This is a genomic window from Halobacillus massiliensis (assembly GCF_900166625.1).
Taxonomy (GTDB): domain Bacteria; phylum Bacillota; class Bacilli; order Bacillales; family Halobacillaceae; genus Halobacillus_A; species Halobacillus_A massiliensis.
This window is the reverse complement of record NZ_LT800499.1, coordinates 205,245-218,431: the sequence shown is the minus strand read 5'-3', so window position 1 is coordinate 218,431 and position 13,187 is coordinate 205,245. Positions and strand designations below refer to the sequence as shown.

The 13,187-nt window shown below is 43.7% G+C and carries 11 protein-coding genes; 6 read left to right on the top strand and 5 right to left on the bottom strand.

Translation table 11 applies throughout. The features are described from left to right. Nucleotide 1: 1 nt before the first annotated feature. Both gabT and B7E06_RS01245 read right to left on the bottom strand, forming a co-directional pair. Nucleotides 2–1,360, bottom strand: coding sequence for a 4-aminobutyrate--2-oxoglutarate transaminase (gene gabT, locus B7E06_RS01250; protein ID WP_082232154.1), 1,359 nt, complete (start codon nucleotides 1,358–1,360; stop codon nucleotides 2–4). A 17-nt stretch (nucleotides 1,361–1,377) separates the two neighbouring features. Further along, entirely contained in the window at nucleotides 1,378–2,037 is a 660-nt protein-coding gene (locus B7E06_RS01245) for a GntR family transcriptional regulator (RefSeq protein WP_082232153.1), read from the bottom strand. A gap of 227 nt (nucleotides 2,038–2,264) precedes the next feature. Between B7E06_RS01245 and B7E06_RS01240 the strand changes: the two genes are divergently transcribed. Beyond that, a complete protein-coding gene (locus B7E06_RS01240; protein WP_082232152.1) occupies nucleotides 2,265–2,927 on the top strand; it encodes a hypothetical protein in 663 nt (220 codons plus the stop codon). Nucleotides 2,928–3,004: 77 nt separating this feature from the next. Here B7E06_RS01240 and B7E06_RS01235 read toward each other — a convergent pair whose 3' ends face one another. Further along, nucleotides 3,005–3,400 (bottom strand): acyl-CoA thioesterase, encoded by a 396-nt coding sequence (locus B7E06_RS01235; protein WP_082232151.1) that lies wholly within the window; start codon nucleotides 3,398–3,400, stop codon nucleotides 3,005–3,007. Nucleotides 3,401–3,601: 201 nt separating this feature from the next. Here B7E06_RS01235 and B7E06_RS01230 point away from each other — a divergent pair, with 201 nt between their 5' ends. From B7E06_RS01230 to B7E06_RS01215, 4 genes are all read left to right on the top strand, one after another. Further along, nucleotides 3,602–4,288: a response regulator transcription factor gene (locus tag B7E06_RS01230; protein WP_082232150.1), complete on the top strand. Its 687-nt coding sequence runs from the start codon at nucleotides 3,602–3,604 to the stop codon at nucleotides 4,286–4,288. After that, complete coding sequence (locus tag B7E06_RS01225; protein ID WP_082232149.1) at nucleotides 4,285–5,292, top strand: sensor histidine kinase; 1,008 nt, start codon at nucleotides 4,285–4,287, stop codon at nucleotides 5,290–5,292. Before B7E06_RS01230 ends, B7E06_RS01225 begins: the two co-directional genes overlap by 4 nt. A 101-nt stretch (nucleotides 5,293–5,393) precedes the next feature. Continuing rightward, a complete protein-coding gene (locus B7E06_RS01220) occupies nucleotides 5,394–6,155 on the top strand; it encodes an ABC transporter ATP-binding protein (protein WP_082232148.1) in 762 nt (253 codons plus the stop codon). Next, nucleotides 6,145–8,088: an ABC transporter permease gene (locus B7E06_RS01215; protein WP_082232147.1), complete on the top strand. Its 1,944-nt coding sequence runs from the start codon at nucleotides 6,145–6,147 to the stop codon at nucleotides 8,086–8,088. The genes B7E06_RS01220 and B7E06_RS01215 overlap by 11 nt, the downstream gene beginning before the upstream one ends. A 68-nt stretch (nucleotides 8,089–8,156) precedes the next feature. Here B7E06_RS01215 and B7E06_RS01210 read toward each other — a convergent pair whose 3' ends face one another. Next, nucleotides 8,157–10,550, bottom strand: coding sequence for an immune inhibitor A domain-containing protein (locus tag B7E06_RS01210; protein WP_245807646.1), 2,394 nt, complete (start codon nucleotides 10,548–10,550; stop codon nucleotides 8,157–8,159). Nucleotides 10,551–10,852: 302 nt separating this feature from the next. Between B7E06_RS01210 and B7E06_RS01205 the strand changes: the two genes are divergently transcribed. Further along, complete coding sequence (locus tag B7E06_RS01205; protein WP_082232146.1) at nucleotides 10,853–12,127, top strand: L-lactate MFS transporter; 1,275 nt, start codon at nucleotides 10,853–10,855, stop codon at nucleotides 12,125–12,127. 693 nt (nucleotides 12,128–12,820) lie between these two features. On the opposite strand, the gene B7E06_RS21655 is transcribed toward B7E06_RS01205, so the two are convergent. After that, nucleotides 12,821–12,994 (bottom strand): hypothetical protein, encoded by a 174-nt coding sequence (locus tag B7E06_RS21655; protein WP_179133912.1) that lies wholly within the window; start codon nucleotides 12,992–12,994, stop codon nucleotides 12,821–12,823. Between the last annotated feature and the right edge of the window lie 193 nt (nucleotides 12,995–13,187).

Genomic DNA, 13,187 nt, shown 5'->3' with positions numbered 1-13,187 from the left:
TTTATACGGAATATTGTGACTTCTCGCTCCACACTTCGCGGACAGCCTTTGTAATAATGCTTAACCCTTCTTCCAGTTCTTCATCTGTAATAACAAGTGGCATTAAGAAACGGATCACATTTCCATATACACCCGCTCCCAATACGAGCAGACCTTGCTGCTGAGCGTAAGCGAGCATTTTAGCGGTGGCTTCTTTATCAGGTGTTTTCTTTTCTCTGTCACTGACAATTTCAACAGCTACCATAGCACCTAAGCCGCGGATATCTCCAATACAGTCGACTTCTTCCTTTAAATCGTAAAAAACATCTTTTACCTGCTGGCCGATCACTTCTGCCCGTTGATTCAGGTTTTCCTCTTCAATGATTTCAATAGCGGCAAGCGCTGCACGGCAGCTGACCGGATTTCCGCTGTATGTACCCCCCAGTTCCCCTGGTCCAGCGGCATCCATTATTTCCTTGCGTCCGATGACACCGCTGATCGGCATACCCGCACCTAAAGACTTGGAAACCGTAATCAAATCAGGAATGATATCATAATGGTCACTGGCAAAGTAACGGCCGGTCCGGCCAAAGCCTGTCTGAATTTCATCAGCAACAAACAAAATACCATGCTGTTCACAAAGACGTTTTACAGCCTGCACGAACCTCGGATCAGGAACGATAAATCCGCCCTCTCCCTGGACAGGCTCCATAACGACCGCAGCAATTGTTTCCGGAGCTGCCTCTTTAATAAGAAAATCTTGAAACTGTTCAATCATATAATCGATATATTCATCCTCGTTCATTGCTTCAGGACGACGATAGGCATATGGGAAAGGTGCTTTATACACTTCAGGAGCAAATGGACCAAAGCCGAATTTATAAGGCTTTACTTTGCTCGTCATCGACATTGTCATTAATGTCCGGCCATGAAATGCATTGGCAAACGTCACGATTCCTGACCTGCCGGTATATTTGCGGGCCACTTTCACGGCATTTTCCACCGCTTCTGCTCCGCTGTTCTGCAGGAGAACTTTTTTATCGTGTTCACCAGGAGCCAACTCGGCGAGCTTTTCGGCTAAAGCGATGTAAGGTTCATACATCATGACATTAAAGCCTGTATGAATAAACTTCTCCACCTGGTCGTGCAGGGCTTCTTTCACTTTTTCATGGCAGTGGCCGACGTTAATCGTACCGATTGCCCCTGCGAAATCAATAAACGTATTTCCATCCACATCCGTTACCCGTGCCCCTTCTGCTTCTTCTACAAATGTAGGAATTCCATAGCTGACCGCATCGGGTACGATCTGATGACGCCTTTCAAGAAGCTCTTTCGCGCGCGGTCCTGGCAGGCTCGTACTTACTACAGCATTTTTTGTCATGTTTTCTCTCTCCTTTTTTAATTAAAAATAGATGATCTTTCGGACAAGTCGTTCAAGGTTGAAAGCAGATGGTTTTCAATGGCCTGACATAATCCTTCTCTATCTCTTTCCTTATATTTACTTATGATCGCGTGATGCTCCGGGATGGACTTCACTTCATCAAAAGGTATTGAATAAAATTCATCACGCAAAATGAGATAGCCGTCTGACCATTGATTGAGCTTCTCTACTTCTTCTAACAAAAACTTATTTCCTGAGATGGTGGCAGGAAATGTATGAATTAACCCATTGACTCTCATAAACTCTTCAAAATCTCTTTCTTGATAGGCTTTGATTTCCTGCTGCTGCAGAAGCTCCAGCGTCTTTATATTCTCTTCTGTCAATTTTTTGACGGCTAATTCAGCCGCATATCTTTCGAGAACAATTCTCAGATTAAAAACGTCTTCCAATTCTTCATCTGATGGGTTATATACAACCGCCCCCTTATTTGGTATCAGCTGAATTAACCCGGCATTCTCCAATCTCTTAAACGCTGCACGGATTGGCGTCCGGCTCATCTTCAGCTCCTTGCTTACCCATTCCTCTGTCACTCGCTGACCAGGGTTTAGTTTCTTAAGCATGATCGCCCGCTTCACTTTTTCAAAAGCAAGCTCCTCACTATTCTTTCGATTAGCCATAAGCTTTTCATCCTCTTATTGTGTACAATAATTGTATACAATTTGTAATTTAGTTAATATTCTAACTTATTTAAAGGAATTTATCTATGTAATTTTCTGAAAAAATAGAAAATAGGAAATCCATCCTGGTTATTGTGAAGGTTATTTTTAATAAGATTAGGAGTAAAAGCAATTGGGAAGGTGTAGTAAGCATAGAAAAATTATGAAGAATGGGGAGAGAAATAATAATGGATACATTACTTTTCAGCTTATTGTCACTGGCTTATTTCATTCTGCTCGTTTTAGCTCTCAGGATTTTTAAGGTGGGCAGTGTCTTGTTCCTGCTGCCGGTAATCGCAGGACTTGTTTATGATAATGGAATTATTGCTTCCGGCCGATTTATCGGTGAAGGCCCCCTGCTGGAAGGTTTAAATTTGGTCCGTTTCTGGATTCATGCCTTTTTCACTCCCCTTCTCACCCTGTTCTCCTGGAAAACGCTCGATCAGGCTGAGATCAGCTGGGCAAAAAGCTCAATCACCCGGATTTCTGCTTTTCTATTAACTCTTCTTTTAATACTCCTTGAACTTTTTACAGAAGTTTTTGGTCTAGAATTAGAGCCACGCTTGGAATACGGTGTTCTCAGCTATAGCAGTGCCGAGACGTCAGGCGGACCGCCGCTTATGGTTCTGATGGTCTCCTTCGTTCTTCTTGCTGCTTCGATAGTGATCTGGCGGAAGCAAAAGTGGGCCTGGTTTTTCATCGGATCGCTATTAATGATCATCGGAAGCGCCGTTGAGCTTCCGGTAGAAAGCGGCGCTGTCACAAATATATTTGAGCTGATATTACTATCTTCTTTATTGGCCACCGCTTATTTTCAAGGCAAGCCAAGTGACCTGAGAAAAAATTCCTGAACAGGCTCGCGATCAATATATAAAGCTGTTTTTATTATGAGAACAAACAAAAGCAGCCTGACAGATCAGGCTGCTTCTCACTCTTCATATACATGCTTTTCGAGCTCCTCACGAATACCATCCGGAATTCTTTCTGACTCCTGCTTTTCCAGATTGTAATTAACATAAGTGGTATGGCCTTTCGAGCATAGCGTATCGTTCTGCCACACTTCCTCATACAGCTGCAGGCTCGTATTTCCTATTTTCTTGACCCATGTCCGCACCTCAACACCTTCACCAAAAAAGATCTGGCTCGTGTACTCAATGTTCATATTCAAAATGATCATTTTCCAATGGGCGAAGTTATCATCAGGTGTGAACAGCTTAAAGATTGGATTGCGGCCGGCCTCCAGCCAGACGGGCAGAACCGTATTGTTAATATGACCGACTCCGTCTGTTTCTGATACACGGGGTTCGATGGTTGTTCTATACATTTAAACGCTTCCTTCCTTATAAAGCTATTATTTTATAAAAATTTTAAAGACAGCCGTTCCATTGGTCAAATATTTTCCAACGTCCAGCCGATTAGCCGAGGGGAATTGTGTCTCCTTTTCGTCAATTGGAGTAAGACTTAGCTCCACTGCTAATCTTAGTGAAAATTTGCTATAATTTCCATGAAAGAGGGGTGACGATCATTGTTTAAAATTTTACTAATTGAAGACGACCATTCACTGTTTCAGGAGATGAAAGACAGGCTGGCACAGTGGGAATATAAGGTGTACGGCATTGAAAATTTTCAAAGAGTAATGGAGAGATATGCACAGGTTCAGCCTGAGCTGGTCATTATTGATATACAGCTCCCGAAGTTCGACGGGTTCCATTGGTGCCGCCAAATTAGAGAGCATTCCAATGTTCCGATCATCTTCTTATCATCACGCGATCACCCGACAGACATGGTCATGTCGATGAATCTTGGAGCAGATGATTTCGTACAAAAGCCTTTTAACTTTGAGGTCCTTATCGCGAAAATTCAGGCGATCCTCCGCCGTGTTTATAACTATAGCACCGAAGCTCCTGAACTAAAGACGTGGCTTGGAGCGGCGATTGATTATGAAAGAAATCGTGTCAGCAATGAGCACGGAGCTGTTGAACTCACTAAAAATGAAATGTTTATTCTTAAAGTCCTAATGGAGCGGAAAAATCAGATTGTCAGCCGCGAAGACTTAATGAACCGCTTGTGGGATGATCAACGCTTCGTGAGCGATAACACGCTGACTGTTAATGTTAATCGGCTGAGGAAAAAACTGACCGACATTCAATTAGGTCATTCTATAGTAACGAAAGTCGGGCAGGGGTATACGGCAGTGGAGCAGTCGTTATGATAAGAAAATTCCTGGTAGAACGCGCCAGCTGGATCGGACTGTTTGTTTTCCTCCAGCTCCTCGTCTTGCTGATCGCTTATTTAGACCCGTCTATTTCTGTGAACTCTATTTTTTATTACGTGTTTTTATCCATCATACTGTTTACCATCTTTCTTTTCTTCCGTTACCAGCGTGAGTCTAAGTTTTTCAAAGCGTTTGATGAAAGAGAGAATGACATTGATCCTTCCAGTCTCCCTGAACCTTCCAGCCCTTTTGAAAAGATTGTGGAAGAGAATTTCTCCCGCTCGATTGGACTTGCCAGGCAGCAGGCTGTGCAAAACGATCTTTCACTTGAACATGAAAAAGATGAACTGGTCGCATGGATCCATGAAGTGAAAACACCCCTGACAGCCATGCACCTGATCATTGACCGAATCAATGAGGAACAGATTAAAAAACAGCTGACGTATGAATGGCTAAGGATTCATTTACTGCTGGATCAGCAGCTCCATCAGAAACGTATCCCCTCCATAGAGAATGATTTATATATCGAGAAAGTGGACCTTGAAGCGCTTGTTTTCAATGAAATACATACGTTACGCTCCTGGTGCATGCAGAAAGGCATCGGTTTTGATGTTCAGTTACATGTTCCGTCTGTCTTAACAGATGCTAAATGGCTGAGTTTTATTATCCGACAGCTTTTGAGCAATGCCGTAAAATATAGTATTATTTCCTCGGAAATAATCGTAAAAAGCGGTGTGATGGACGGCCATATTTTTTTATCCGTTACTGACAATGGACCTGGTATTAAGGAAAGAGACCTGCCGCGTATTTACGAAAAGGGTTTCACCTCAACGAGAGATCACTATAATCAGGAAGCAAGCGGCATGGGACTATACCTTGCTAAGAAAGCGGCCGATTCTTTAAAGGTTCAAATGGATGTGGCCTCTTTTCCGGAAAAAGGAACGACATTCACCCTTAAATTTCCTACAGAAAATGAATTCCTTAAAATACAGGGCGTGTGACAAAACTGTCACATGCTTTTCTATTTTGTTCGTTTCATGAAAGGACTTAACCGTTCTACAGGATTTACAATAAAGCTATCAACTAATCGGGAGGAACAATAATGATGATTTTAGAAGCTCAAAAGCTCCATAAAAGCTATGGAAATAAATTTACGAAACAGGAAGTTATTAGGGGTATTGATTTACGGATTGAAAAGGGTGAATTTCTTACGATCATGGGGGCGTCCGGTTCTGGTAAAACGACATTGCTTAATGTCCTTTCCTCTATAGATCGTGTCAGCAGCGGATCTATTCGAATTAAAGGCGAAGAAATTACAAAACAGAAGGATAAGCAGCTGGCTGAATTTAGAAAGCATCATTTAGGTTTTATTTTTCAGGATTATAATTTACTGGATACGCTGACCGTTAAAGAAAATATTCTTCTTCCTCTTTCGATCACAAAGGCATCTAAAAAGGAAGCAAATGAAAAATTCAATGCCATTGCCGGGGAGCTCGGTATTACTGATATTGAAAATAAGTATCCAAACGAAATCTCAGGAGGTCAGAAGCAGCGAACGTCTTCGGCAAGGGCTTTCATTCACGATCCGAGCATCATTTTTGCCGATGAACCGACGGGTGCTCTTGATTCAAAGTCAGCTTCTGACCTGCTGAACAAAATGAGCGACCTTAATAAAAAGCGGCAGGCGACCATTGCGATGGTCACCCATGACCCTGTGGCCGCCAGCTACAGCAGCCGGGTGATCTTTATAAAAGACGGCGCAATTTACACGCAGCTTAATAAAGGGAACGAGTCGCGGCAGGCTTTCCTTAAAGACATTATGAAGACACAGGGTGTGCTTGGCGGGGTGCAGTATGAGCATTAATCAGCTGATCCTTCGCAGCCTGAAAAAGAATATTAAAAACTATTATTTGTACGTCTTCGCCCTGATTTTCACGGTCGCCTTGTATTTCGCATTTGTTACCCTTCAATACGATCCGGCCATGGATGAAGCCGGCGGTACGTTAAGGGGCGCAGCCGGAATACGTACGGCTTCTGTTCTGCTGATTGCAATTGCCGCTATATTTGTTCTTTATGCCAATAAACTGTTTATTAAAAGGCGCAGTAAAGAAATTGGATTGTATCAGCTGATCGGTATGACTAAAAATCGAATCTTTTTTATCCTATCCGCAGAAAACTTTCTCATTTATTCTGGTTCCATCATTCTTGGAACGTTACTCGGGTTTTCCATTTCAAAGCTGACCGCCATGATTTTATTTAAAATTACAGGAGTAGATGCTGTCGCTTCGCTGCACTTTTCGGAAATGGCGTTTCTGCAGACAGTTGCCCTTTTTCTTGCCATCTATCTGCTAATTTTGCTGATGAATTATGTATTTATTAAAAGACAAAGTATCCTTTCGCTGTTCCATTTCACCTCCAAAACAGAGGAACGCATTAAGCGTATTTCCATTTGGGAAATTTTAATGGGAGTTCTTGGGCTCGGCCTGATCATAACGGGCTATTATGTGTCCTCGAAATTATTCGGTGGTGATTTCACCTCTATAAAAACTTTGTTTATGGCCATGATTTTTATTTTAGCAGCTGTGATTATTGGGACTTACTTTTTCTATAAAGGATCTGTGCGGTTTCTTGCCAATCTGATCCGGAAAAATAAAAATGGCTACTTGAATATTAATGAAGTGTTATCTTTGACTTCAATTATGTTCCGAATGAAATCAAATTCTCTCCTGCTGACGATCATCACAACTGTTTCAGCATTAGCGATAGGTTTGCTGTCTTTAAGCTATATTTCCTATTACTCAGCCGTCAACGGTGCGGATAATAACGTGCCGGCAGACTTCAGCTTTCTAAATATGGATGATGCAGAATCCTTTGCCTCAGAGCTTGAAGAACAGGACATTGAGTATAGTCAGCACATGACAGAGTTTGCGAGAACGAAAGTGGGACTTGAGGATATTATGAGCCCAGCCTCCGGCAACCTTGCTGATATTAGAGAAGAAACGAATTTAGCTGTTATCCCTGATACAGAAATTGAAGGTATCAAACTTAATAAAGAAACTGCAATTTTTCTGGGCTATAATGATGCTGTCCTGCAGCTGATGGATCTGGAGGATTCAGGAGATATTACGATACACCTGCAGAATCAGACACTGACTAAAAAATATCTCGGCATGGAAAAGAATGCGGTGCTTCCGAATTCCGCGACGTGGGGAATGCCTGTCCTGGTTGTTGATAAGGACACCTTTGACGCAGCAGCTCAGCATCCGGTCGAAGACATCGAGCAGGAATACACCCACTTTATCGGCCTTGACCTGAAAGACGAAGGAGCTGTCAATAAAGCCGATGAAATCTTTCAGTCGATGCCGCTAAGCGAGGAATACGGCAATGAGTCTCAAGCCTATTATCAGCAGATGCAGAAGGAGAATATGGGACTGGGTATGTTTATCGTCGGGTTCCTCGGTCTTACCTTTTTAATCACTTCCGGCTGTATTCTTTACTTTAAACAAATGGAGGAAAGTGAAGAAGAGAAGTCAAATTATACAATTTTACGAAAACTAGGATTCACAAGAGGCGACCTCATCAGGGGGATTACAGGCAAGCAGGTATTTAACTTCGGTATTCCGCTGATCGTTGGCCTTTTCCACAGTTACTTTGCCGTCCAATCTGGCTGGTTCTTGTTTGGAACCGAACTGTGGGCGCCTATGTTTATCGTTATGGGTGTGTATACGGTCCTTTACTCCATTTTCGGCCTTCTTTCTGTAATGTACTATAAAAAAGTCATTCACTCGTCATTGTAACTATAAAGAAACCCGGCATTTTGGCAGGAAGGACCTCCAAAATGCCGGGCTTATTTTTTTCTTTAAAATTAGTCTCTAGTCAATTTAACTTTTCCAACCGTACGATCTTTCGCTTCGCCGGTTACTTCGATATTCAGTCCATATTCAGGAACGTTGCGTCCTGCATCAGGAAGGACTGGGTTTAAATAATTTTTGCTATCATCAAAAGCTTTTACAAACTGTTTATTCTTATCTTCAATCGTATAGCCTAAAGTGTCACGGTAATCGATAAACATCTTCTCGTCATGACGAAGGCTGAACGCTGCATCGTGAATTTGGAAGCGAGTCGAAGCAGGTTCGCCGTCACTTCTCAAAATACCTTTTTGATCCGCATCCACAACTCCCAGGTAGCCTTCACCTGGATGAGCACCAGTCCAGTTATCACTATATTGATTATCAACATACCAGATGACTAAGCCTGGATCATATACCATTAAGCTCTCGCCGCGGCGGATATGCTTTAATCCTTCATCGACACCTTCGTGGTTTCTCCACTCAAGCAAGTAGTAATGCTCGGAAGTTTTCGAACCGTCATCCTTCGTAAATCCATCAAGCTCTACTTTCGGCTCACCTTCCGCATCGTCAAAGAATACTTTCTCACTATCGACATTTACAGTAATATCATCTGCATATAGACCAGGAAGAACTGCCGCCACATCTGTCCAGTAATTAATTTTCACTTGAATATTCTTGCCAGCATAGTCGCTTAAATCAAACTTGGCATCAATCCAACCATCTGATTGACCAGTAATTCCGTGGCCAGGGTTTTGCTCGTGTGGGTCGGTATCTGTTGTAATGTTACCAGGAATTGCTTCCCACGTTTCTCCATCTTCACTTACTTGTACGGAACCGTAATCCCAATCGGTTTCGATATCATACCACGCTTTAAACACCAGCTCACCAGAATCGGCATTTGATAAATCCACGTTCATAATCGCTGAGTTATCAAGGTTATTGCCGCTTCCGCTGAAATATTGATACTCCCCGCTGAACGGTGTGTTGATTTGAGTTACTTTATCCGGCAGGTTGACACGAAGGGCATCTAAGTTTGTACCTTTCGTATTAGCCTGGTCGAGTAAGTATTCGCTGCCTTTTTTATTAATTTCGTTGATATCCACTTCTTCATATTTCAGCCAGTTGCCGCCGTGGGCTGCCTGCAGGTACTCTTTCGCATAAGCACTGAATCCTGTCGGCTCTGTGCCTGGAATATCTCCGGCCCAGCTTCCGCTCGCCATGATCGACCAGTAAGCGACCGCTTCTCCTGCACCAGAATAAGCGGTATCGTATTCATCTGGTAAACCTAAGTCGTGCCCGTATTCATGAGCAAACACTCCAGCCGCACCATCAGCCGGCTGAACGGTATAGTCATAAGCTGCCATTCCGCCGCCCCAGTAAGGAACTTCAGCATCAGGAGCTCCAGGGATTGCAAATACACTTCCAAGGTTCCAGCGGTGAGACCAGATCGCATCTCCACCAAGCTGTCCGCCCCCTGCTTCTTCCCCTACGGCAGAGTGAACAACCATTAAGTGGTCGACAAGCCCGTCCGGCTCGCGTGTGTTTCCGTCACCGTCTAAATCATAACGGTCTTCCTGGTCATAGTCTGCCAGATTAATAGTAGGATCTGCTGCTGCAGCCTCAAGCGCCTCTCTTACTAGGCCTCTTGCATCCTTGTCACTTCCATCAGGCGCCGGCACATTCGTGCCATATTCAGCGGCCGGTTTTTTAGCTTTATACCAGCCGGCAACTTGTCCATCTATCGTATAAGCGCCGTTGCTCTGTTCTTCATAAAATTGTTTCATAGATACGAGATTTTCCCCGTTCGGTCCCTCATATCCGTCTTCTCCAAACACCATATCCTCATAGTGCTCTTTTAAATAATCGTCATAATACATATCTGTATCATCAGAGTTTATTTGACTGGCAGGGTGATCAGGAAACTCAACTAAAAGTACAAGGACGTTGTCTTTTCTGACATCACCGTTATACTCCTCTTCCACAACAGAGTCGAGGTTTTTCTTCCCTTTCTTCCCTTTACCTTTCGCTTTTCCTTTATTATCTTTTTTCAGTTTTTCGTTAACTTCCTTTTCAAGCTTGGCCTTCTCTTCATTGAGTTCTCCCTCATTATCCATTTCCTTCGCGGCTTCCGACTTCTTCTCTAAAAATTGATTGAGTGCTTTGTCTGCCTCTTCAGCAGAAGCGTTCTCAGGAATCTCTCCTCTTTCTTTTAACATCTCAATCAGCCGTTCTTCATTAGCGACTGCTAAATCAAAAGGACCCTGACCATGGGTCTGTTCTGTTTTTACTCCTTGTTTTGCTGAAGCGGGATCAGCTGCTTGTACTTTCTGTGCAGATACTGGTCCTGTCAGCAACCCAAAACTTAAAGCTGCGACCATTGCCACTGAAAAAGCTTTATTTGACCTCAAACTTACACACTCCCCATTTATGTATAATTTTCCAACATATTAACTATATGTCAATTTCAGAAAATTGAGAATCGTGCTAATTACTTAAAATCCCTTTGTTTTTTCATTAAAAAGAACAAAATAAATAATTCAATAGAACTATGTGTGCGAATTTGCAGTTGAAGGGACGGGCTTTTTAAATTTTTACAAAATCCCACAATAATTTGCAGATATTTTAAATTTTTCGAAATAATTTGATTTTATACCGCTTAGTATGTATTCTCATATGTATACGTTTGCAAAGATGCTGAAGGAGGATCTACATGAAAGCCACGAAGAACAGATGGTTCATTGCATTATCCGCCATTGCCATTCACTTATCGATTGGAGGAGCGTACGCCTACAGTGTGTATACAACCCCTGTCAGTGAACAAATGGGATGGACTCCAACACAAGTTACGATCGCCTTTACAATTATGATGGCGCTTGCTGGTTCATCAGCCGCCATGTTTGGAAAATTCGTAGAAAAAGCCGGACCGAGAAAGTCGGCGATGGTCTCTGCCGTTCTATTTGGTCTGGGACAGGCAGGCTCTGGTCTAGCCATTGCTTCTGATTCTCTGATTTTTTTCCTGCTGACTTACGGGCTCGCCAGTGGGCTCGGTCTCGGGATTGGCTATATTTCACCAGTATCGACTCTCGTCAAATGGTTTCCTGACCGCAGAGGGCTTGCAACAGGACTCGCCGTCCTCGGGTTTGGTACCGGTGCATTAATTACCGCACCAGTAGCCGATCAGCTCATGTCCACAGTCGGCATATCAAACGCCTTTTATATTCTCGGTACAGCTTATTTTGTTTTCATCATGCTGGGCGCTTCTTATATTGCCCCGCCTCCTGAAGGCTGGATGCCGGCCTCTATGAAGAAGAATATTGCGTCTGGAAAGAAGGTCTTCAAAAAAGACCTGCAGCAGTTATCTTCAAGAGAAGCTGTGAAGACGAGGCGTTTCTGGCTGCTTTGGGGCATGATGCTCATTAACACAACCGCCGGAATCATGATGATTTCGGTTGCTTCCCCGATGGCTCAGGAAGTCGTTGGGCTGTCCGCCGCTTCTGCAGCCGCAATGGTCGGGATTATGGGAATCTTTAACGGTGGAGGCCGTATAGGCTGGGCCGCAGCGTCTGACTACCTAGGCCGTTCTAATGTATTTCTCATATTTTTTATCATTCAATTGGTCGCCTTCTTTACACTGCCGCTTACGACAAATGTTATCTTGTTCCAGCTTTTCATTTTCCTTGTCGTCAGCTGCTACGGTGGAGGATTCTCCAATTTACCTGCCTTTATCGGCGACTTATTCGGAACGAAGCAGCTCGGCTCTATTCACGGCTACCTGCTGACAACATGGTCACTTGGGGGCGTTTTCGGACCGATGCTTGTTACTCAAATCCGTGAAAGAACCGACGGCTACACGGCCGTATTCTATGTATTCTTCGCCCTGATTACGCTGGCCTTTATCCTTTCCCTGCTGATGAAGCGGGACATCAAGAAGACGGAAAAGGAAGTACAGGAACAACAGCGTAGGGAAGAAGCTGTCAATTATTAAACATAAAAAGCCTGTCCTGTGGAAATTTGCAGGACAGGCTTTCATTTTGTTAAACCTCTTTAAGCGGCTGACCAGCCCATGGGAGCTTCCATAGGTGAACGCACATCTGCCTCAGAATTTACCTCCCGGGAAGGTGATCCGTTCCGTTTACCTTGATGAAGAGAATCGGGTCCTGGGGAAACAGCTCGCTTTCGATGGGCCAACGGGTAGTTTACACTAGCTAAAGCCTTACAGGATCTTACCTTTGTTCCGTGTTTCCATAAGGCTTCTTTGATTCTCAAAAATATGAGTGTCCAGTTCCGTTTGCTTTAATATCGAAAACCGGGCCTGGGGAAAGACTCGCTTTCCATGGGCGAACGGTGAGCTTCCTCAGGCTAAAGCCTTCCGGGATCTCACCCTGTTCTATCCTCCCATAGGAGTCTCGCCGTTCCCCCGACCCTTTATGTTTTCTTAGAGTAACGGAACATCAAGATAAGAAAACTAGAGAGAGGATTTTCCTCTAGATACAATGTTCTGTTTACACCATCACCGGTAAATAGGCTGGGAAATGGCGAGACTCCTGCAGGGAGATAGAGCTAGGGTGAGATCCGCGAGTGCAACGAGCTAGCTCACCAGCTCCCCGCGGAAAGCGAGCTATTTCCCAGCCGCTTTTATCCGTACTTGATAAACAGAACAGCTCTTTCTCTTTCACCATTAAGAAGAAAATGAAGCAATAACGAGACTTCTTCCAGGAGATAGAGCCAGGGTGAGATCCGTGAGTGCAACGCCGGCTCCCCGCGGAAAGCGAGTCATTTCCCAGCCGCTTTTATCCGTACTTGATAAACGGAACAGCTCTTTCTCTTTCACCATTGAGAAAAAACGAAGCAATAAAGAGACTCTTGCAGCAATATATATCCAGGGTAAGATCCGTGAATGCAATTTAGCTCGCTCGCCGGCTTCTCCAATACTCTTAAAGCCCATTCTGCAGAAATCGCAGGACAAGCTTTTTTAGACAAACAGGCATAAGCCCCCTCTCCTAATTCATACGATAAAATAAGTTTATGATTTAGGGGGATATGCC

Excerpts from the sequence above, each read along its gene's own strand:
- gabT (WP_082232154.1), bottom strand. The coding sequence starts at position 1,360 with ATGACAAAAAATGCTGTAGTAAGTACGAGCCTGCCAGGACCGCGCGCG.
- B7E06_RS01245 (WP_082232153.1), bottom strand. The coding sequence starts at position 2,037 with ATGGCTAATCGAAAGAATAGTGAGGAGCTTGCTTTTGAAAAAGTGAAG.
- B7E06_RS01240 (WP_082232152.1), top strand. The coding sequence starts at position 2,265 with ATGGATACATTACTTTTCAGCTTATTGTCACTGGCTTATTTCATTCTG.
- B7E06_RS01235 (WP_082232151.1), bottom strand. The coding sequence starts at position 3,400 with ATGTATAGAACAACCATCGAACCCCGTGTATCAGAAACAGACGGAGTC.
- B7E06_RS01225 (WP_082232149.1), top strand. The coding sequence starts at position 4,285 with ATGATAAGAAAATTCCTGGTAGAACGCGCCAGCTGGATCGGACTGTTT.
- B7E06_RS01220 (WP_082232148.1), top strand. The coding sequence starts at position 5,394 with ATGATGATTTTAGAAGCTCAAAAGCTCCATAAAAGCTATGGAAATAAA.
- B7E06_RS01215 (WP_082232147.1), top strand. The coding sequence starts at position 6,145 with ATGAGCATTAATCAGCTGATCCTTCGCAGCCTGAAAAAGAATATTAAA.
- B7E06_RS01205 (WP_082232146.1), top strand. The coding sequence starts at position 10,853 with ATGAAAGCCACGAAGAACAGATGGTTCATTGCATTATCCGCCATTGCC.